Below are 20,425 nucleotides of genomic sequence, written 5' to 3' on the forward strand. Positions count from 1 at the left end.
CCCGACCGCGCCGTGAGACGACTCGTCAGGCGAGGTCAGGGCGACGACCGGCGAAAGGGCCGAGACCGTCCCGAAGGGCCGCGATCTCGTCAACGCCCATGCCCACCGCCGCCATGACCTGGTGCGGAACGTCGATCGCCCGATCACGGAGGGCCGACCCCGCTGCGGTGAGCGTGATCTCCAGACGTCGTTCGTCCTCGCTGCTGCGCTGACGTGCGACCAGCCCCTCGGCTTCGAGCCGTTTCACCAGCGGCGATGCGGTCGCCGGCTCCATGGCGAGGTCGACCGCCAGATCGTTGAGCGTGCGCGGGGCCCTCTCCCACAGCGCCAGCATGACGAGGTACTGCGGATGCGTGAGGCCCAGCGGCTCGAGGATCGGGCGATACAGGGCGACGACGTTGCGCGCCGCTGTCACCAGGGCGAAGCAGAGCTGGTTCTCGAGCCGGAGCAGGTCGTCGGATGCCGTCACAAGGGAGACTATACATCTGCACTAATAGTTAGTACACTAACGAACATGGCAAAGGATTCCGACCGCCCACCCCTCCGCACTCGCATCCGCGACGCAGGAGGGTTGTACTCCTGGGTGAACACGAACCTCATCCGGTTCGCGGGGCCCGCATCCGTCGGCCCGTACGAGAAGACCCCGCCGCCCAGCGCTGCCGAACGCGCAGAGCGCGCCTGCCCGCTCTGCGGCGCCCCGATGACGAAGCACGAGATCGACCGCACCGGGCCCAAGACCCTGGTGCACTGCCCATAGCGTCAGTCCTGCTCCGGCGTCTCGACCGCCGAGCCCGTCGACTCGCGGGCGACATCGAGCCAGAACATGAGCTCCGTGTCGTCTTCGATGGCACCCGGCACCACGTCGATCCACCCCGAACCCATCGTGCGCGAACCCATCACCGCACGTGCGGCTCCGGGGTGCGTGAGCAGCGCCGCGCCGTTCTCGTCGTCGACGCGCACCAGGAGGACTCCACCGGGACGCGCTCCGACGAGGATGTGGCCGTCATCGAGGAACGCCCTGGTGCCGAACATGCGCCGCTCTTCGATCCAGGTGTCGGCCCCCAACAAGGCACGCACCCGGTCGGCCAGCTCGTTCCCCGCAGCGTCCATCGACCAGCCCCCGTCTACGCGTGTCCAGCGCGCTCCATGGCGCGGAGCTCCTTCTTGAGATCCTGCACCTCGTCACGCAGACGCCCGGCGAGTTCGAACTTCAGCTCGGCGGCCGCGGCGAGCATCTGGTCGGACAGGTCCTGGATCGTGGCCTCGAGCTGCTGCGCCCCCTCAGCTGCGATACCCGTGCGCCGCAGGTTGGGCGTCGGCGATTTGCCCTTGCCCGTCGCGCGGCCTCGACCCGACAGCATCTCCGCCGTGTCTGCACCCTCACGGGCGAGCACCTCGGTGATGTCGGCGATGCGCTTGCGGAGCGGCTGCGGGTCGATGCCGTGCTCCTTGTTGTACGCGACCTGCTTCTCGCGTCGCCGGTCGGTCTCCTCGATGGCCTTCGTCATCGAGTCGGTCATCTTGTCGGCGTACATGTGCACCTCGCCGGACACGTTTCGAGCGGCACGACCGATGGTCTGGATGAGGGAGGTGCCCGAACGCAGGAAGCCCTCCTTGTCGGCGTCGAGGATCGCGACGAGGGACACCTCTGGCAGGTCGAGACCCTCACGCAGGAGGTTGATGCCCACGAGGACGTCGTACACCCCGGCGCGCAGCTCGCTGAGCAGCTCGACGCGACGCAACGTGTCGACATCGGAATGCAGGTAACGCACCCGCACCCCGTGCTCGCCGAGGAAGTCGGTGAGCTCTTCTGCCATCTTCTTCGTGAGAGTCGTGACGAGCACGCGCTCGTCACGCTCGACTCGCAGGCGGATCTCCTCGAGCAGGTCGTCGATCTGACCCTTCGACGGCTTCACCACGATCTCCGGATCGACAAGGCCCGTCGGGCGGATGATCTGCTCCACGATGCCGTCGGCGATCCCCATCTCGTACTTCCCGGGGGTGGCCGAGAGGTAGACCGTCTGCCCGATGCGGTTCTTGAACTCGTCCCATCGCAGCGGCCGGTTGTCCATCGCGCTCGGCAGACGGAAGCCGTGGTCGACGAGCGTGCGCTTGCGAGAAGCATCGCCCTCGTACATGGCGCCGATCTGCGGCACAGTCACGTGCGACTCGTCGATCACCAGCAGGAAGTCATCCGGGAAGAAGTCGAGCAGGGTGTGCGGCGGCTCGCCGGGCGCGCGCCCATCCATATGCCGCGAGTAGTTCTCGATACCGGAGCAGAAGCCCAGCTGCTGAAGCATCTCGAGGTCGAAGGTGGTGCGCATACGCAGACGCTGCGCCTCGAGGAGCTTGCCCTGCCGCTCGAACTCGGCCAGACGCTCTTCCAGCTCCGCCTCGATCGTGCCGATCGAACGCTGGATGACGTCGGTGCCGGCCACGTAGTGCGAAGCCGGGAAGATCGGTACGGCGTCGAGCTTCTCGATCACCTCTCCGGTCAGCGGGTGGAGCGAGTACAGCGCCTCGATCTCGTCGCCGAACAGCTCGATGCGGATGGCGTGCTCTTCGTAGACGGGGATGATCTCGATGGTGTCGCCGCGCACACGGAAGTTGCCGCGCGAGAAGTCGACGTCGTTGCGGTTGTACTGCATCGCGATGAACTGCCGGATGAGCGCGTCACGGTCATACCGCTCCCCCACCTGCAGCGCGACCATGGCACGCAGGTACTCCTCCGGCGCCCCGAGCCCGTAGATGCACGACACTGTCGAGACGACGATGACGTCGCGGCGGCTCAGCAGAGAGTTCGTCGTGGAGTGGCGCAGTCGCTCGACCTCGGAGTTGATCGACGAGTCCTTCTCGATGAAGGTGTCGGTCTGGGGCACGTAGGCCTCGGGCTGGTAGTAGTCGTAGTACGACACGAAGTACTCGACCGCGTTGTTCGGCATGAGTTCGCGGAACTCGTTCGCGAGCTGAGCGGCCAGCGTCTTGTTGTGCGCGAGCACGAGCGTCGGGCGCTGGACCTGCTCGACCAGCCAGGCCGTCGTCGCGGACTTTCCGGTACCGGTCGCGCCGAGCAGGACGACGTCGGTCTCGCCCGCGTTGATGCGTGCCGCCAGGTCGGCGATGGCCTTGGGCTGGTCGCCTGCAGGCTCGTACTCGCTGATGACCTCGAAGGGTCGGACACTGCGCGTGGGTTGCATACCTCCAGCGTATGCCGCCCCTCCGACATCGAGGCCGTCGCCCGATGACGAGATGTGCTCAGGCAGATGACTGGCCGCTCGACGCACCACGCAGTGCCGAGAAGGCCGCGAGAGCGGCGGCCGCGCACATCCCGACGATGACGGCGACGAACCACCCCCAGCTCGCGGCCCCGAACACGAGACCGAGCATCCAGCCGAACAGACTCGATCCCGCGTAGTAGGCGAAGTAGTAGAGGGACGAAGCCTGCGCCCTGCTGGCAGGACCGGCAGCGACAGGTGTCCATCCGGAGGCGATGGCATGGGCTCCGAAGAATCCAGCGGTGAAGAGCACGAGCCCCGGCAGCACGATCGCCACCATCGGCACCAGCAGCAGAACCGCGCCCGCGGCCATCACACCGATCGAGGAGAGGAGTACAGGGAAGCGTCCGATCCGCGAGGCGAGCGCGCCGGCCCACGGAGAGGAGGCGGTGCCTGCCAGATAGGCCAGGAAGAGCAGCGGCACCAACCAGGCCGGCAGGGCGAACGGCTCGGCCGAGAGATGGAAGCCGAGGTAGTTGTACACCGCGACGAAGGCCCCCATGAGCAGGAAGCCCTGTGCATACAGCGCCCATTGCAGCGACGAGCGCAACGGCGCGCGGAGCTTCTCCAGGATGCCGGGACCGCGGTCCACCCGCAGGCGTCCGGGGACGAACCCTCTGGCGCGGGGCGTGAGCCAGAGGAACAGTGCAGCAGCCAGCGCGCACATCAGCGCGACGGAGAGGATTCCGGCACGCCATCCGCCCACTTCCCCGACGATCCCCGACGCGATGCGGCCGAGGAGTCCGCCCACTGTGGTTCCGGCGATGTAGCTCCCTGCGGCTGCGGCGGCGTGGCGTGCCTCGACCTCCTCGCTGAGGTAGGCCAGGGCCACAGCCGGCACAGCGCCCAGTGCCACTCCCTCCGCGAATCGGAGGGACAGCAGCGTGATGATCTCGCCGCTCAACGGCGCGGAGAGCCCCAGCACCGTCGCCGTGAGAACGCCCGTGGCCATCGCCGGCACCCGACCGATGCGATCGGCCACGACCGACCAGGGGATGACGGCCAGTGCCAGACCGAGGGTGGCCGCCGACACGCTCAGGGCCGCCGTGGCCGGGCTGACGGAGAGGTCGGACGAGATCTGCGGCAGGACGGCCTGGGCGGAGTACAGCTGCGCGAACGTCGCGATACCTGCGAAGAAGAGGCCGACGATCAGACGCCGATACTCGCGCGAACCCGGCGCGTGACCGGAGAAGGTCACTGTTCGCTGATCCGCTCCCAGAGGGCGTCCGTCTGCTCGAGCGTGCGCTCCAGGGTGTCGGAGGTATCGATCACGACATCGGCGATCGCGAGGCGGCGGTCATCGGAGACCTGGGCGTCGATCCGGTCCTGCGCCGCGTTCTCATCCATCCCGCGCAGGTCGACGAGCCGCTGCCGACGCACCGCTGCAGGCGCATGCGCGACCACGATGAGATCCCACGGGTCGTCCACTCGCGCCTCGACGAGAAGGGGCACGTCGTAGATGACGACGGCTTCCGCGTCGTCGGCGAGGGCGGCATCGAAACGTCGCTGCGATTCCTCGCGCACCGCAGGATGCACGATCGCGTTCAGCTGCGCGAGGAGGTCGGCATCGCCGAACACCTTCGCCCCCAGCGCGGCTCTGTCGAGGGCGCCGTCCGGTGCGATGACGGCAGTGCCGAAGGCCTCCGAGATCCTCGCGAGGACCGGCGATCCGGGCGACTGCACGTCCCGCACGATCTGATCTGCATCGATGATCACGGCACCGTGCTCTGCCAGGCGCCGGGCTATGGTCGACTTCCCGGAGGCGATGCCGCCGGTGAGGGCGATGAGGGGCATGTCGCCAGTCTAGGCGTCGTCGAGATCGTGTCTCATCGGGCGAGCAGCTGACGGCGCGAGCTGATCACGCCGGTGTCGAAGCCAGCCAGATGCAGTCCGCCGTGGAATCGCGCGTGCTCGATCTTGATGCAGCGGTCCATGACCACCGAGAGACCGGCACCCTCGGCGATCGCTGCCGCGTCCTCGTTCCACGACCCGAGCTGCAGCCACAGCGTCTGCGCCCCCACCTCGATGGCTTCCTGGGCGACGCCGGGAAGGTCGTCATGACGACGGAACACGTCGACGATGTCGGGCACCACTGGCAGGTCGCGCAAGGTCGCGTAGACGGGCTGTCCGAGGATCTCGGTCTCGCGCGGGTTCACCAGGTACACGTCGTAGGCCGTGCTGGAGAGCAGATACGTCGCCACGAAGTACGACGCGCGTGCGGGGTTGTTGGACGCTCCGACGATCGCGATCGACTTCGCGCGTCGCAGCAGTCCGAAGCGCTCCTGCTGGGTCGGCCCGATCCAGGTCCGCCCCGGCATCGTCGGCACCGCACCGGGGAGGGCGCAGGCCGCAGCATCATCCGTCACGGAGGGCAGCGCGCACGCATCGCCCGAGGTGGTCGCGCTCATCGGTTCGCTCCTGTCGCCGCGGTGAGGGCCTGATCGAGGTCCCAGACGATGTCCTCGGCATCTTCCAGTCCGACCGAGATGCGGATCAGGTCCGGACGCACACCCGCGGCGACGAGCTGCTCCTCGGTGAGCTGGCGGTGCGTCGTCGAGGCCGGGTGGATCACCAGGGTGCGGGCATCGCCGATGTTCGCGAGGTGTGAGGCGAGCTGCAGGTTCTCGATCAGGCTCTCCCCCGCCGCTCGACCCTCCGGCGACGCGACTCCGAAGGCGAAGACGGAACCGGGTCCGAGCGGCAGGTACTTGGCCGCGCGGTCATGATGCGGATGCCCTTCGAGCCCTGCCCAGGTCACGTACGCCACGCGCGGGTCGGAGGCGAGCCAATCGGCGACGATGCGAGCGTTCGCGAGGTGCGCGTCGATGCGCTGCGGAAGGGTCTCGATCCCCTGGAGCAGATTGAACGCCGACTGCGGACTGAGCGCGGGACCGATGTCACGCAGCTGTTCGGAGCGGAGCTTGGTGAGGAACCCGTACTCGCCGAAGTTGTCCCACCATTTGATGCCGCCGTACGAGTCGACGGGTTCGGTCATCTGCGGGAACTTGCCGTTGCCCCAGTCGAACGTGCCCTTCTCGATGACGACGCCGCCGAGCGTGGTGCCGTGCCCGCCGAGGAACTTCGTCACGGAATGGATGACGATGTCGGCGCCGTGTTCGAGAGGACGCGCGAGGTAGGGGGTCGCCAGCGTCGCATCGACCACGAGCGGCACACCCGCCGCGTGGGCGACGGCGGCGAGCCCCTCGATGTCGGCGATCTCACCCGACGGATTGCCGATCATCTCGACGTAGACGACCTTCGTCTCCGGGCGGATCGCGGCGGCGAAATCGGCCGGGTCCGTCGAGGCGACGAACGTGGTCTCCACGCCGAAGCGGCGCAGCGTGACATCCAGCTGAGTGATCGTTCCGCCGTACAGCTGCGCAGCGGCGACGACGTGATCGCCCGCGCCGACCAGAGCGGCGAACGTGATGAATTCCGCGCTCATGCCCGAGGCCGTGGCGACGGCGCCGATGCCGCCTTCGAGCGACGCGAGGCGCTCCTCCAGAGCGGCGACCGTGGGGTTCCCGATCCGGGAGTAGATGTTGCCGTACTTCTGCAGGGCGAAGAGGTTGCCGGCGTCCGCCGCGTCGTCGAAGACGAACGACGTCGTCTGGTAGATCGGCACGGCCCTCGCACCGGTGGAGGCGTCGGGGGTTCCACCGGCGTGAAGTGCTCTGGTGCGAAATCCGAAGCGATGTTCTTCCGTCATGATGTCCTCAGTTCAGCGGCGGCGAGCACGTCGGCGATCTCATCGACGGCCCAGGGGTTCTGCAGCGACGTCGTGTCTCCCAGCGGCTGGGCTTCGCGACCGGCCCGTCGATCCTGCTCGGCTTCCCACAACTGCGCCAGGAGTCGTCGCATGATCTTGCCCGACCGGGTCTTGGGCAGATCGGGCACGACCACGATGTGCTGGGGCTTTGCAACGGGACCGATCGACTGCGCGACCTGAGCGCGAAGGTCGGCCGGATTCACGTCGGCACGACCGGAAGGCGTCACGAAAGCCACGACGGCCTGACCGGTGACGGGGTCGGAGACCCCGGCGGAGCCCGCCTCGCCGACCGTGTCGTGTGCGACGAGGGCCGACTCGATCTCGATCGTGGAGAGCCGGTGTCCCGAGACGTTGACGACGTCGTCGAGGCGACCGAGGATCCAGATGTACCCGTCAGCGTCCCTGGTCGCGCCATCACCGGCGACGTAGAAGCCGCCGAAGCGTCCGTGACCGGAGAATGCCGACCAGTACGCGTCGCGATAGCGCACCGGGTCGCCCCAGACGGTGCGGGCCATCCCGGGCCACGGGCGGCGGATGACGAGTGTCCCCGAGCGACCGGGTGCCACCTCGATCCCGTCGGCGTCGACCACCGCGGCGTCGATCCCCGGCAGCGGCACCGAGGCCGAACCGGGCTTGAGCCGCGTGACGCCCGGCAGCGGGGCGATCATCGCGGCGCCGGTCTCCGACTGCCACCACGTATCGATCACCGGCAGCTCGTCACGGCCGAAGTTCTGCCGGAACCAGATCCAGGCCTCGGGGTTGATGGCCTCGCCGACCGTTCCGAGCAGTCGAAGGGTCGACAGGTCGTGGCCGCCCGGCAGCTCGGCGCCGAACCACGTCATGAAGGTGCGGATCAGCGTGGGTGCCGTGTAATACACGGTGACCCCGTACCGTTCGATGATCTCGAGATGGCGCTCCCGATGCGGCGAATCCGGCGTCCCCTCGTAGATGACCTGGGTGAGCCCGTTCGAGAGCGGGCCGTAGATCTCGTAGGTGTGCGCGGTGACCCAGGCGAGGTCTGCCGTGCACCAGTGCACGTCGTCCGGCTTCGCGTCGAAGTGCGCCCAGTGCGCCCAGCTCGCCTGCGTGAGATACCCTCCCGCGGTGTGCACGAGCCCCTTCGGCTTCCCGGTGGTGCCGGAGGTGTAGATGATGAAGAGGGGATGCTCGGCGTCGAACGCCTGGGCCTCGTGGGTAGACGGCGCGGTGTCGACCACGTCGTGCCACCAGAGATCGCGCCCGTCGGTCCACGGCACGTCCTGACCGGTGCGCCGAAGCACGAGCACGTGCTCGAGGTCGGGAAGACCGGCCGCCGCGACGTCGGCCGTGGTCTTGACCACGGTGGCGACGCCGCGACGATACTGCCCGTCGCTCGTCACCAGCAGCTTCGCGCCGGTGTCTTCGAGGCGGAAGCGTACGGCCTCGGCCGAGAATCCGCCGAACACCAGCGAATGCACGGCACCGATCCGGGCGCAGGCGAGCGTGATGACGATCGTCTCCACGAGAACGGGGAGATAGATCACGACGCGGTCGCCCGGTTCGATGCCGAGCGCGACGAGGGCGTTGGCGGCGCGGGAGACCCGCTGCTGCAGGTCGGAATAGGTCACCGCGACGCGGTCGCCCGGCTCGCCCTCGAAGTGCAGGGCCACCCTGTCTCCGTGGCCGGCATCGACGTGTCGATCGATGCAGTTCGCGGCTACGTTGAGCCTGCCGCCGACGAACCAGCGGGCTGCAGGAACCGCGTCGCCGATCGGCGGCTCCCACTCATGGGCGGTATGCCACGGCTCCGACCAGTCGAGGCGGCGGGCAGCATCCTCCCAGAACGCGACGGGATCTGCTGCCGCGCGCGCATAGGCTTCCCCCGTGACGTTCGCGTGCGGGAACTCGTTCGAGGGCTCGTAGACGCGTGTCTCGTGCAGCCGGGCCTCCGTCACGCTCACACCCATCGTCGGAGCAGGTACTTCTCCACCAGCACGAGGAGGCCGTTGGTGAGGGTGCCCAGCAGTGCCAGCAGAACGATCGAGAGCAGGATGCGGTCGACCCGGCCGCTGTTCTGGGAATCGGTCAGCAGGAAGCCGAGGCCCATGGACGACGCGATGAGCTCGGCGGCGACGAGGAACAGCCACGCCTGGGCGAGCGCGAGGCGAAGGCCGGAGATGACGGAGGGCACGACGGCGGGCAGTTGCACGATGCGGAACAGCGACCATCCGCGCAGGCTGAACGATCGTCCGGCCTCGACGAGCTGCGGATCGACATGACGCAGCGCCGAGGCGACCGTGGTGTAGACGGGGAAGAACGCCCCGATCACGATGAGCGTGACCTTGGACTCCTCGCCGATCTGCATCCAGAGGATCAGCAGCGGCACCCAGGCGAGCGAGGGCACCGCACGGACGGCGGCGAGCGTCGGGCTGAGCAGCACGTCTCCCAGCCGCGACAGCCCCACCACGCCGGCCACGGCGAGCCCGATCACGGATCCGATCGCGAATCCGAGCAGCACGCGCTGCACGGAGATGGCGATGTGCGTCCAGAGCTGCCCGCTCTGCGCCAGCTCGACACCGGCCTGGAAGACAGAGGCGGGTGTGGGAAGACGGTACGACGGAATCGCTCCGTTCGTCGTCACGACCTGCCAGACGATCACGATGATCGCCGGCAGTACGAGCCCGGCGATGATCCGCGCCGCGGGTCGATCCCACGTGCGCCGAACGACGGGGTCAGGGCGCCGGAGCTCTCCCCTGGCGAAGTCGAGGGCGTCTTGCGAGTCCGCAGGGACGATCACCCGCTGGTCGAGATCGCTCACTCGCCGTCGACCGCCTTCTTGGCGAACGTGTCGTTCACGATCGACGACAGTGCCTTGTCGACGGATTCCTTGCCGCCCTGCACGTCGCCGGACTCCACGAGCACGGGAGCGATCTTCTCGAGCACGGCGACCTGGTCGTCTCCGGGGATCCCGCTCACGTCGAGATTCGAGCGCTCCTCGATCACGGTGGTGGCGACCCCGATGTCGATGCCGGCGACCTCGGCGAGAAGCGCCGCGGTCTTGTCGGGGTTCTTGAGCGCCCACTCACGGGCCTGCTCGTACGCGTCGACGACGGCCTGCGCCAGGTCGGGGTGGTTCGTGATGAACTCCTCGGTCGCATTGAGGAAGCCGTACGTGTTGAAGTCGACGTTGCGGTAGATGAGCTTGTCGCCGGACTCCGCCTCGGCCGCGGCCATGATCGGATCGAGACCCGACCACGCGTCGACCGAACCACCGTCGAGAGCGGCACGGCCGTCGGCGTGCTGAAGGTTCTGCACCTCGACGTCGGACAGAGACAGACCGCCCTCTTCGAGCGCCTGCAGCAGGAAGAAGTACGGGTCGGTGCCCTTGGTGGCCGCGACGGAGGCGCCCTTGAGGTCTTCGATCGAGGTGATGTCGCTGTCGGGTCCGACGACGATCGCCGCCCACTCCGGCTGCGAGAAGATGTCGATGACCTGGATCGGCGAGCCGTTCGCCCGGGCCAGGAGCGCAGCCGATCCCGCCGTCGATCCGACATCGACCGACCCGGAGCGCAGCAGCTCGTTGGCCTTGTTCGAACCGGCGGACTGCACCCACTCGACGGTGACGTCGTCGCCGAGGATGTCTTCGAGGATGCCCTGGTCGCGGATCACGAGGCTCAGCGGGTTGTAGGTGGCGAAGTCGATCGAGAGCGTGTCGGATGACCATTCGGTTGCGCCGGACGTGGGCTTCGTGTCGGTGGCTGCGGCGTTCTCTCCGGCGACGCAGCCGGTGGCGACGAGCATCATCGTCCCGGCGATCGCGATCGCGGGGATGATTCGGCGGGTGGTGATGCTCATCGGTTCTCCTCGGCGGTGCTGTGGTGGGTGTCGACGCCGAGGCCTTCGAGGAGGTCGGCGCGCAGGTCGGCTAGGCCGCGATCGGCACGGTCTCGGGGGCGGAGGCCCGGCACGGTGATCGTGCGGGCGATGGAGGACTCGTCGGTGCCGGTTCCGTCCAGCGTGCGCAGCAGCAGCACACGGTCGGCGAGGTAGAGGGCCTCTTCCACGTCGTGGGTGACGAGGAGAACCGTGGTCGGCTCCGCGGCATGGATCTTCAGCAGCAGGTCGTGCATGCGCAGGCGGGTGAGTGCGTCGAGCGCTCCGAACGGCTCGTCGAGCAGGAGGACGCCGGGGTTGCGGGCGAGGGCTCTCGCGAGGGACGCGCGCTGCGCCATGCCGCCGGACACCTCGCGCGGGCGCTGGTCGGCCGCGTGGTCGAGGCCGACCAGGTGCAGCAGCTCGCGCACGCGTTCACGACCGGCACGACGGGCGGTGCCGCGTGGCAGGCCGAGCTCGACGTTCTGGGCGATCGTGCGCCACGGGAGCAGTCGGGGCTCCTGGAACGCGACGGCCGTGCGTTCGTCGACGTCGGCGACGAGCGTGTCATCGAGGCGGATGCTGCCCCGTGTCGGTGCGTCCAGGCCGCCGACGAGGCGAAGCAGGGTCGACTTTCCGCACCCGGAGGGTCCGACCACGGCGACGATCTCGCCCGCGGAGATGTCGAGATCTACAGTGCGCAGCACGTCGCGGCGTCCGCTCGCCAGCGGAAACGATCGTTCGATTCCGTCGAGCCGGACCGCCTGCGCGGTCCCCCACGCCGTCGGGACGGCTGTGGTGCGCGGCGCGGGGAGCAAGGCGGTCATGTGCCCATGCTGGCCGAGTGGATCGATTGCTACGAATACCGGCGTAATGCTGCGTCACGCAAGGGAGTCCGCCTCGCGGACATGCGAAACGGGCCGCCACACCCGCCCGAAGGCGAGGTGACGACCCGTTTCAGAATGCTGCTTACGCGTTGCCGCCCGAGAGCTTCTCGCGCAGAGCGGCGAGAGCCTCGTCGTCCGCGAGGGTGCCGGCGCCGGCAGCCTCGCTGGTGAAGGACTGGCCACCGAAGTCGTCTCCGGCCGCAGCCTCGGCCTCGGCCGCCTTGACGACCTGAGCCTTGTGCGCCTCCCAGCGAGCCTGGGCTGCAGCGTACTCCTGCTCCCATGCCTCGCGCTGGGCGTCGAAGCCTTCCTTCCACGCACCGGTCTCGGCGTCGAAGCCCTCCGGGTACTTGTACTCGCCGTTCTCGTCGTACTCGGCGAGCATGCCGTACAGGGCCGGGTCGAACTCGGTGCCGTTGGGGTCGACCGACTCGTTGGCCTGCTTCAGCGACAGCGAGATGCGACGACGCTCGAGGTCGATGTCGATGACCTTGACGAAGACCTCTTCGCCGACCGACACGACCTGCTCAGCCAGCTCGACGTGCTTGCTGGAGAGCTCGGAGATGTGGACGAGGCCCTCGATGCCGTCTGCGACGCGAACGAACGCACCGAACGGAACGAGCTTGGTGACCTTACCCGGCGTGACCTGACCGATCGCGTGGGTACGGGCGAAGACCTGCCACGGGTCCTCCTGCGTCGCCTTCAGCGACAGGGAGACGCGCTCGCGGTCGAGGTCGACCTCGAGGATCTCGACGGTGACCTCCTGGCCAACCTCGACGACCTCGGAGGCGTGCTCGATGTGCTTCCAGGACAGCTCGGAGACGTGCACGAGGCCGTCCACGCCACCCAGGTCGACGAACGCACCGAAGTTGACGATCGACGAGACGACACCCTTGCGGACCTGACCCTTGTGCAGGTTGTTCAGGAACGTGGTGCGCGACTCCGACTGCGTCTGCTCGAGCAGCGCGCGGCGGCTCAGGACGACGTTGTTGCGGTTCTTGTCGAGCTCGAGGATCTTCGCCTCGATCTCCTGGCCGAGGTACGGCGTGAGGTCGCGGACGCGGCGCAGCTCGATGAGCGAAGCCGGGAGGAAGCCACGGAGGCCGATGTCGACGATGAGTCCACCCTTGACGACCTCGATGACCGTACCGGTGACGACGCCGTCGTTCTCCTTGATCTTCTCGACGTCTCCCCAGGCACGCTCGTACTGTGCGCGCTTCTTGGAGAGGATCAGACGGCCTTCCTTGTCCTCCTTCTGGAGAACGAGGGCCTCGACCAGATCGCCGACAGCGACGACCTCGTTGGGGTCGACGTCGTGCTTGATCGAGAGCTCACGCGAGGGGATGACACCCTCGGTCTTGTAGCCGACATCGAGGAGGACCTCATCGCGGTCGATCTTGACGATCGTGCCTTCGATGATGTCGCCGTCGTTGAAGAACTTCAGGGTCTTCTCGACCGCGGCCAGGAAGTCCTCAGCAGATCCGATGTCGTTGATGGCGACCTGCTTGGTGGCCGGGGCGGTCGTTGCGGTAGTCATGTAGTGGGTTGTCCTTGTTGAATGGAGACTCGGGCTGGGAGGCAACGGCCGCGCACGGCCGACTGCATGCTTCACAGCAGTTGGATTTTGGTTTTCTCGCCACGAGGGCACGCGTATGCGCGCCACGAGTGACAGTTAACGCTATCAGAAGTTCCGACACTGCAGGAGTCGGATTCCCCCGAGCATCGCGCTGTGGATAACTCACACGGGCCGTCGACCCTCCGGGTTACCGTGACTGGGTGATCCCGCCGACAGCTTCCTCCGCCATTCCCCGTCGTTCCGGTGCGCTCATGATGGTCTCGATCGTCGTGATGCTCGCGGGCTGCGCGCCGACGCCCGAGCCGACGCCCACCCCCACCGCAGTCTTCGCCTCGGAGGAAGAAGCCTTCGCCGCCGCAGAAGAGACGTATCGGGCCTATACAGATGCTCTCAATGCCGTTGACCTCGACGACCCGGCCACTTTTGAGCCTGTGTTCGATCTCACAAGTGGTGACTTTGAGGCGGCGGATCGTCAGACGCTGTCCGAGCTCCATGCCGAGAAGTATGCGTTCACGGGACAGATGACCGTAGTCCGGTTCGACGGAATCAGCAGTCATTCATCATTTGAGCAGGTAGAGGCATCGGTCTGCGTTGATGTGAGTGGCTCCGACGTTGTCGATGAATCCGGCAACTCGGTAACTTCCCCCGACCGTCCCGACATGAACCCGCTCCGCGTCACGTTCGTCTTGTCAGACGGACGCCTGCGAGTGGACCGTGCGGACCGAGACCCTGGAACCGCATGCTCCGGATGAGAACAGCCGCCGTGATGGCTATTCTTGCCTCGCTGGCGGCTGGTAGCGATTGCGGGGGTGTTGGAGGAGCGGACGTTGCAGTCGGCAATGACGACCACGCAGTCGTCATCTCCGGCACGCAGACCCAGACCTCGTCCGACGGCCCCCGCGACAGCGCGCCGCGCCCCGACTCCCCGTCCTTTCCCGCCTTCCCCGTGCACGAGTTCGACTTCGACTCATGTCTCGACGACTGGAACAGCTCCCGCGGCTGCTTCCGCACCGTCATCGATGAGGAACCGTCGTCACCGGGCACCGACTCTCCTGCAGCCCCGGCGATCACGATCGACGACCTGGCGCAGTTCGCTCCGGATCCGGTCGCGAACGAGGGCGAGCCCGACAACGTCGGCGTGGCCGGGATGCCGACGAACTTCATCGCAGCGGCATCCGTGCACACGCGCTCTGGCACGCTTTTCGGCGCACCGCTCAGCGTGCGCTTCACGCCTGTCGGCTATGAGTTCGTGCACGGCGACGGCACGTCCGCCACTTCGAGCACAGGCGGACAGACGTGGTCGGCGCTCGGTCAATCACCGTTCACCCCCACTTCCACCAGCCATGTGTACAGCGAACGGGGCACCTACCAGGCGCACGTCACGGTCCGTTACGCCGCCGAAGTCGACCTCGGCGGCGGCTGGTTCCCGGTGGTCGGCGACCTCACGATCCGCGGCCCCGCGCGGGAGATACGCATCTTCGAGGCGCACACCGCGCTCGTGGCGTTCACCTGCGCGCAGCGACCGTCGGCACCCGGCTGCTGAGACGACGCACCCGGACTAGCGCACGGCGGTCACGACGACCGGAGCACCGTCCGCATCCACATAGCCTTCCAGCGTCAGCTTCGCATCCGCGGCGACGCCCTCCGCCTGCACGAACGTGACCTGCGGAACCAGATCCATCGTGCAGACCTGGTTCGCGCTCGGCTCCAGCCGGACGATCCCCTCCGTCTCGCTGACGACTTCGACGGTTCCGGCGGCCGGCATACACGTCGACGACCCCCATGTCAGGATCGCGAGCTCGCGCTCATCGATCCACGTCGCCGCCGGTGTCTGCGGAGACATCCTGTCCGCAGGGATGATCTCCCCGTCCGCGAGCCCGGGCAGAGTGAGCTCGCTCTTCACGCCTGCCGCGTCGGTCACCGTCAGCTCCACCGGGCGTGAGGAATCGAACCCGGCCGGCAAGCCCATGTAGGTTCCGTGCGCGGTCTGCACGTCCGCACACGCCTCGTCCTCCCCGTCGACGAGCACGATCTCGAGCGACTGATCCCCCGCGACGATGTCCCCGATCTGCGGCACGCACGCATCGCCCCATGTCTTCAACACAAATGACGTTCCATCGAGCCACGCCGCCTTCGGGGCATATGACGTGTCAGAGGTGTTCGGATCGGACGTCGACTCCGGAACCGGAGAAGTTCCCGCCGACGTCGCGCATCCGGTCAGTGCCGCGGCGAGCACCACCCCGCCCAGGACGAGAGACGAGAACGTGCGAAGAGGAGCTTTCATACCCGTGAGTGTCCCCACCGAGCGGATCGTCTCAGTCCGCGACCGACAAGCGCCGGCCCGCGCCACATGCCCGTGCCAGACTGTCGTTCGTGACCGATCGCCTCATGCTGCTCGACACCGCCAGCCTCTACTTCCGTGCCTTCTACGGCGTCCCCGACAAGGTGACCGCACCGGACGGCTCGCCGATCAACGCAGCACGCGGTCTGCTCGACATCATCGCCAAGCTCGTCACGTTCTACGAGCCCACTCATGTGGTCGCCTGCTGGGACGACGACTGGCGCCCGCAGTGGCGCGTCGACCTCATCCCCAGCTACAAGACGCACCGCGTCGTCGAAGTCGTCGAGAGCGGGCCAGACGTCGAAGAGGTTCCCGACCCTCTCGAAGCCCAGATCCCCCTCATCCGCGAGACGCTCGCGGCGATCGGGATCCCCATCGTCGGGGTCGCGGAGCACGAGGCCGACGACGTGATCGGCACGCTCGCGACCACCGCGACGATGCCGGTCGACATCGTCACGGGCGACCGTGACCTGTTCCAGCTCGTCGACGACGCCCGCGACGTGCGGGTCATCTACACCGCACGCGGCATGAGTAACCTCGAGATCGTGACCGATGCGACGGTGGTCGCGAAGTACGGCGTGCTCCCCTCGCAGTACGCCGACTTCGCCACCATGCGCGGCGATGCCTCAGACGGACTCCCCGGGGTGGCTGGCGTCGGCGAGAAGACCGCGGCGACCCTGCTCCAGGCTCACGCCGATCTCGAGGGCATCCGTGCCGCCGCGGAGGCAGGCGAGGGCATGAGCGCCGGAGTGCGTGCGAAGCTGCTCGCGGCATCCGCCTACCTCGATGTCGCGCCGACGGTGGTGGCCGTCGCCACCTCCCTCCCCCTCACCGCACCCGACGTTCCGCTTCGAGTGCTCGACCCCGCAGAGGTGGACGCGGCCACGGCACTCGCGGAGAAGTGGAACCTCGGCGGCTCCATGACGCGTGCGGTCGCCGCGGTGTCCAACGCCGCGCTCAAAGCCGGCTGACAGGGCGACGGAGCGGGTCTACTCCGCCCAGGCGAGCAGACGCGAGAGCCCCCAGGTCGTCACGATCCGCGACGCGGGGATCCCCGCCCGCTCCGCGCGCTCGGCGCCGTGGTCCAGCAGTGAGAGCTGGCCGGGAGCATGAGCATCCGAATCGATGGAGAACAGGCATCCCGCCTCCAGGGCGATCGCGATCAGCTCATCCGGCGGATCCTGACGCTCAGGCCGGGAATTGATCTCGACGGCCACTCCGTTGTCGGCGCAGGCGGAGAAGACCGCTGCCGCATCGAATGCCGACTGCGGGCGCGTGCCCCGCTCGCCCTGTACGAGTCGACCTGTGCAGTGTCCGAGCACGTTCACCCTCGGGTGTGACACCGCGGCGATCATCCGCGCGGTCATCGGACGCGAGTCCATGCGCAGCTTGGAATGGACCGATGCCACGACGATGTCGAGCTCGGCGAGCAGGTTGTCTTCCTGATCGAGCGCCCCGTCTTCGAGGATGTCGACCTCGATGCCGGTGAGAAGGGTGAAACCGTCGCCGGATTCCGCACGCACGAGGGGCATCTGCTCGCGCAGCCGCTCCGCAGAGAGCCCTCTGGCCACCCGAAGGCGTGGCGAGTGATCCGTGATCGCTTGATACTCGTGCCCGAGGGCGCGTGCAGCAGCAGCCATCACCGAGAGCGGAGTCGTTCCATCGGACCAGTCGGTATGCGCGTGCAGGTCGCCGCGGAGCTTCGCGCGAAGCTCGGAGACGCGCTCGGGTTCGACATCTCCCCGCAGCTCGACGAGATAGTCGGGAATCTGCCCCGCCTGGGCCTGACGGATCACCGCGAACGTCGACTCGCCGATGCCCCTCGCCGCACGCAGTCGGGTGGGATCGGCGCGGACGTCGTCGGGAAGGTCCTGCAGTGTCGCCGCGGCCTGACGAAATGCCTTCGCTCGATAGCGCGACGCCCGCTCGCGCTCCAGCAGAGAGGCGATCTCCAGCAGCGCGTCGACGGGGTCCACGGTCACTCCTTCGGAGCAGCCAGTTCGCGACTCACCGAGATCCACTGGTCGAGCTTCGCCAGGGCGCGACCGTCGTCGACCGCCGCCGACGCCTTGTCGTAGCCTTCACGCAGGCGCTCCAGGATCGGCCGCTGCACCTGAGTGGCATCCTGCGAGAGCTCGAAGGCGACGATGCCCGCCGCGGCGTTGAGCAGCACGATGTCACGCACGGCGCCGGTCTCCCCCGCCAAGGTGCGCCGGAGCACCTCCGCATTGTGCTGGGGCGAGCCGCCGATGAGGTCGGCGAGATCAGCGATCGGGATGCCGAGGTCGCGGGGGTCGAGGTCGTGCTCGTGGATGTCCCCGCGGGTGACCTCCCAGATGCGACTGTGTCCGGTGGTGGTGAGTTCGTCGAGTCCGTCATCGCCACGGAAGACGAGCGCCGTCGCACCACGAGTACGGAACACACCCGTGATCAGCGGGACGCGCTCGATCTGCGCGACGCCAACCGCGTTGGCCTCGGCACGAGCGGGGTTGCACAGCGGTCCGAGCATGTTGAAGACGGTCGGCACTCCCAGCTCCGCCCGCACGGGACCGGCGTGCTTGAAGCCCGGGTGGAAGGCTCCGGCCCAGGCGAAGGTGATGCCGGTGCGGTCGAGGATGGATGCGACGGCGGCAGGGTCGAGGGACAGCTCAAGCCCGAGGGCCCCCAGCACGTCGGAGGACCCGGAGGCGGAGCTCGCCGCGCGATTGCCGTGCTTGACCACGGGCACACCCGTCGCGCCGATGATGATCGCCGCCGTGGTCGAGACGTTCACCGTGCCGACTCGGTCACCACCGGTTCCGACGATGTCCAGCACGTCGGGTGAGACGGGAAGGGGAACCGCAGCCTCGAGGATCGCATCGCGGAAGCCGACGATCTCGTCGATCGTCTCCCCCTTCGCACGGAGGGCTACGAGGAAGCCCGCCAACTGCGCTTCGGTGACGCCTCCCTGCATGATCTGACGCATGGCCCACGTGGACTCCCACACACTGAGATCACGGCGCTCCAACAGAGTGGTGAGCACGTCGGACCAGGTCAGGGAATCAGCCATGTGTGCGATCCTATCGGCGCAGAGAAAACATGCAGATGCTTCCGAACACACGTGCACAGGGGCCTCACCCCTTGTTTCCCGCGGATTCACCGGGTATTCGCAGTGTTTTCTTAGGGTCCCCTAAGTCCAAGGCAGGCTATTCGAGGGCCGTCGGTGCAAGAATCACGCCCGCGGATCGGCCATAATGGAGGGGTGACGACCTCAGCGACGTATGCCCCGGCGGCGAGAACGATTAAGCGGCCCAACCCGGTAGCTGTCGGCACCATTGTGTGGCTCGGCAGTGAGGTGATGTTCTTCGCGGGACTCTTCGCGATCTACTTCACCCTCCGCAGCACCTCCCCGGAGCTGTGGGCAGACCGGACCGAGCTGCTGAACGTCCCGTTCGCCGCAGTGAACACTGCGATCCTCGTGCTCTCCTCGTTCACGTGCCAGATGGGCGTGTTCGCGGCGGAGGACCTGCAGCCCTACAAGATCGGCAAGGGACAGAAGAACGGCGCCGGACGCCGTCGCCTGTTCGGCTGGGGAATGGTCGAGTGGTTCTTCCTCACCTTCGCCCTCGGCGCGATCTTCGTCTCCGGCCAGGTCTGGGAGTACGCCCAGCTGGTCGCTGAAGGCATGCCGATCGGCGCCGACTCCTACGCTTCCGCGTTCTACCTGACGACCGGCTTCCACGCCCTGCACGTCACCGGTGGTCTGGTCGCGTTCCTGCTCGTCATCGGCCGTGCATACGCCGTCAAGAACTTCCGGCACAAGGAGGCGACCTCCTCGATCGTGGTGTCCTACTACTGGCACTTCGTCGACGTCGTCTGGATCGTGCTGTTCCTCGTTATCTACTTCCTGAAATGAGAGCGGAGCTGATCCCCGAGATGGCACGAGAGAAGAAGCGCCGTTCCGGCGGTCGTCGCAGCCCTTTGGCGGCAGCGGCGCTCATCGGAGCAGGCCTCATGATCACCGGCGCTGTGTACGCCGGAGCGACCGCCGCGTTCGCTGCATCCGACACCCAGTCGGCCGCGACCTCGCAGCTGACCGTTGAAGACGGCGAGAAGCTGTTCACGGCCAACTGCGCCACCTGCCACGGTCTCGACCTGGAGGGAACGGCCAACGGCCCCAGCCTCTACGGCGTGGGCGAACTGGCAACCGAGTTCCAGCTGTCGACCGGTCGCATGCCCCTGCAGATGCAGGGACCGCAGGCACCGCAGAAGGCACCGCAGTTCACGGAGGACCAGATCCTCGCGATCTCGTCCTTCGTCCAGTCCGAGGCACCCGGCCCGACGTTCCCGTCGGACCACATCCTCGACGGCAAGGGTGACGTGTCCAAGGGCGCGGAGCTGTTCCGCGTCAACTGCGCGATGTGCCACAACGTGGCCGCCGCCGGTGGAGCGCTCACCGAGGGCAAGTACGCCCCCGGACTCAGCGAGACCAGCGCACTGCACATGTACGCGGCCATGGTCACCGGCCCGCAGAACATGCCTGTCTTCGGCGACATGAACCTGTCCGACGAAGACAAGCGCGACATCATCTCGGCGCTGCTCTTCCAGCAGCAGTCCGTGCAGATCGGCGGATTCTCGCTCGGCTCGCTCGGACCGGTCTCCGAGGGCCTGTTCGTGTGGATCTTCGGTATCGGCGCACTCGTCGCCGTCACCGTGTGGATCACGGCGAAGTCCAACTGACGCTTA

Annotated in this window: 21 protein-coding genes; 6 read left to right on the top strand and 15 right to left on the bottom strand. The window is 67.4% G+C overall.

Annotation, left to right across the window (positions count from 1 at the left end; all coding sequences use genetic code 11):
* Positions 1 to 25: 25 nt before the first annotated feature.
* Complete coding sequence (locus F6W70_RS10090) at positions 26 to 469, bottom strand: MarR family winged helix-turn-helix transcriptional regulator (protein WP_017830276.1); 444 nt, start codon at positions 467 to 469, stop codon at positions 26 to 28.
* Positions 470 to 514: 45 nt separating this feature from the next.
* Between F6W70_RS10090 and F6W70_RS10095 the strand changes: the two genes are divergently transcribed.
* Complete coding sequence (locus F6W70_RS10095; protein WP_017830275.1) at positions 515 to 757, top strand: hypothetical protein; 243 nt, start codon at positions 515 to 517, stop codon at positions 755 to 757.
* Between the two features lie 2 nt (positions 758 to 759).
* On the opposite strand, the gene F6W70_RS10100 is transcribed toward F6W70_RS10095, so the two are convergent.
* The 11 genes from F6W70_RS10100 to rpsA form a co-directional block, all read right to left on the bottom strand.
* Positions 760 to 1,110, bottom strand: coding sequence for a TfoX/Sxy family protein (locus F6W70_RS10100; protein ID WP_235562489.1), 351 nt, complete (start codon positions 1,108 to 1,110; stop codon positions 760 to 762).
* A 14-nt stretch (positions 1,111 to 1,124) separates the two neighbouring features.
* Complete coding sequence (gene uvrB, locus F6W70_RS10105) at positions 1,125 to 3,197, bottom strand: excinuclease ABC subunit UvrB (RefSeq protein WP_127482217.1); 2,073 nt, start codon at positions 3,195 to 3,197, stop codon at positions 1,125 to 1,127.
* Between the two features lie 58 nt (positions 3,198 to 3,255).
* Positions 3,256 to 4,473, bottom strand: a complete 1,218-nt coding sequence (locus F6W70_RS10110) for an MFS transporter (protein WP_082524186.1) — start codon at positions 4,471 to 4,473, stop codon at positions 3,256 to 3,258.
* Positions 4,470 to 5,069 (bottom strand): dephospho-CoA kinase, encoded by a 600-nt coding sequence (gene coaE / locus F6W70_RS10115; RefSeq protein ID WP_151486525.1) that lies wholly within the window; start codon positions 5,067 to 5,069, stop codon positions 4,470 to 4,472. Before coaE ends, F6W70_RS10110 begins: the two co-directional genes overlap by 4 nt.
* 32 nt (positions 5,070 to 5,101) lie before the next feature.
* A complete protein-coding gene (locus F6W70_RS10120; RefSeq protein ID WP_055869131.1) occupies positions 5,102 to 5,593 on the bottom strand; it encodes a CoA-binding protein in 492 nt (163 codons plus the stop codon).
* Between the two features lie 86 nt (positions 5,594 to 5,679).
* Complete coding sequence (locus F6W70_RS10125; RefSeq protein ID WP_055872354.1) at positions 5,680 to 6,984, bottom strand: O-acetylhomoserine aminocarboxypropyltransferase/cysteine synthase family protein; 1,305 nt, start codon at positions 6,982 to 6,984, stop codon at positions 5,680 to 5,682.
* Positions 6,981 to 8,990, bottom strand: a complete 2,010-nt coding sequence (acs, locus tag F6W70_RS10130; RefSeq protein WP_055872353.1) for an acetate--CoA ligase — start codon at positions 8,988 to 8,990, stop codon at positions 6,981 to 6,983. The genes F6W70_RS10125 and acs overlap by 4 nt, the downstream gene beginning before the upstream one ends.
* Positions 8,981 to 9,841 carry an ABC transporter permease gene (locus F6W70_RS10135; RefSeq protein WP_055872352.1) on the bottom strand — a complete coding sequence of 287 codons (861 nt, stop codon included), beginning with the start codon at positions 9,839 to 9,841 and terminating at the stop codon, positions 8,981 to 8,983. The genes acs and F6W70_RS10135 overlap by 10 nt, the downstream gene beginning before the upstream one ends.
* Positions 9,838 to 10,878, bottom strand: a complete 1,041-nt coding sequence (locus F6W70_RS10140; RefSeq protein ID WP_151486527.1) for an aliphatic sulfonate ABC transporter substrate-binding protein — start codon at positions 10,876 to 10,878, stop codon at positions 9,838 to 9,840. The genes F6W70_RS10135 and F6W70_RS10140 overlap by 4 nt, the downstream gene beginning before the upstream one ends.
* Entirely contained in the window at positions 10,875 to 11,723 is an 849-nt protein-coding gene (locus F6W70_RS10145) for an ABC transporter ATP-binding protein (RefSeq protein ID WP_151486528.1), read from the bottom strand. Before F6W70_RS10145 ends, F6W70_RS10140 begins: the two co-directional genes overlap by 4 nt.
* Positions 11,724 to 11,865: 142 nt before the next feature.
* Positions 11,866 to 13,320, bottom strand: a complete 1,455-nt coding sequence (gene rpsA / locus F6W70_RS10150; protein WP_017830264.1) for a 30S ribosomal protein S1 — start codon at positions 13,318 to 13,320, stop codon at positions 11,866 to 11,868.
* A gap of 239 nt (positions 13,321 to 13,559) precedes the next feature.
* Between rpsA and F6W70_RS10155 the strand changes: the two genes are divergently transcribed.
* Positions 13,560 to 14,111, top strand: coding sequence for a hypothetical protein (locus F6W70_RS10155; protein ID WP_318278853.1), 552 nt, complete (start codon positions 13,560 to 13,562; stop codon positions 14,109 to 14,111).
* Positions 14,112 to 14,125: 14 nt separating this feature from the next.
* On the top strand, positions 14,126 to 14,902 hold the full coding sequence (locus tag F6W70_RS10160) for a hypothetical protein (RefSeq protein WP_318278854.1): 777 nt from the start codon (positions 14,126 to 14,128) through the stop codon (positions 14,900 to 14,902).
* Positions 14,903 to 14,917: 15 nt separating this feature from the next.
* On the opposite strand, the gene F6W70_RS10165 is transcribed toward F6W70_RS10160, so the two are convergent.
* Positions 14,918 to 15,643, bottom strand: coding sequence for a hypothetical protein (locus tag F6W70_RS10165; RefSeq protein WP_151486529.1), 726 nt, complete (start codon positions 15,641 to 15,643; stop codon positions 14,918 to 14,920).
* Positions 15,644 to 15,732: 89 nt separating this feature from the next.
* On the opposite strand from F6W70_RS10165, the gene F6W70_RS10170 reads away from it, so the two are divergent.
* Complete coding sequence (locus F6W70_RS10170; RefSeq protein ID WP_151486530.1) at positions 15,733 to 16,671, top strand: 5'-3' exonuclease; 939 nt, start codon at positions 15,733 to 15,735, stop codon at positions 16,669 to 16,671.
* Positions 16,672 to 16,689: 18 nt separating this feature from the next.
* Here the strand turns inward: F6W70_RS10170 and F6W70_RS10175 are convergent, their stop codons facing one another.
* A complete protein-coding gene (locus tag F6W70_RS10175) occupies positions 16,690 to 17,676 on the bottom strand; it encodes a PHP domain-containing protein (protein ID WP_206516679.1) in 987 nt (328 codons plus the stop codon).
* 2 nt (positions 17,677 to 17,678) lie between these two features.
* Complete coding sequence (trpD, locus tag F6W70_RS10180) at positions 17,679 to 18,749, bottom strand: anthranilate phosphoribosyltransferase (RefSeq protein ID WP_151486531.1); 1,071 nt, start codon at positions 18,747 to 18,749, stop codon at positions 17,679 to 17,681.
* 192 nt (positions 18,750 to 18,941) lie between these two features.
* On the opposite strand from trpD, the gene ctaE reads away from it, so the two are divergent.
* Together ctaE and qcrC are read left to right on the top strand one after the other, a co-directional pair.
* Positions 18,942 to 19,595, top strand: a complete 654-nt coding sequence (gene ctaE, locus F6W70_RS10185) for an aa3-type cytochrome oxidase subunit III (RefSeq protein WP_131491265.1) — start codon at positions 18,942 to 18,944, stop codon at positions 19,593 to 19,595.
* Positions 19,596 to 19,615: 20 nt separating this feature from the next.
* Entirely contained in the window at positions 19,616 to 20,419 is an 804-nt protein-coding gene (gene qcrC, locus F6W70_RS10190; protein ID WP_151486697.1) for a cytochrome bc1 complex diheme cytochrome c subunit, read from the top strand.
* Positions 20,420 to 20,425: the final 6 nt, after the last annotated feature.

The organism is Microbacterium maritypicum (genome assembly GCF_008868125.1).
Lineage (GTDB): Bacteria > Actinomycetota > Actinomycetes > Actinomycetales > Microbacteriaceae > Microbacterium > Microbacterium maritypicum.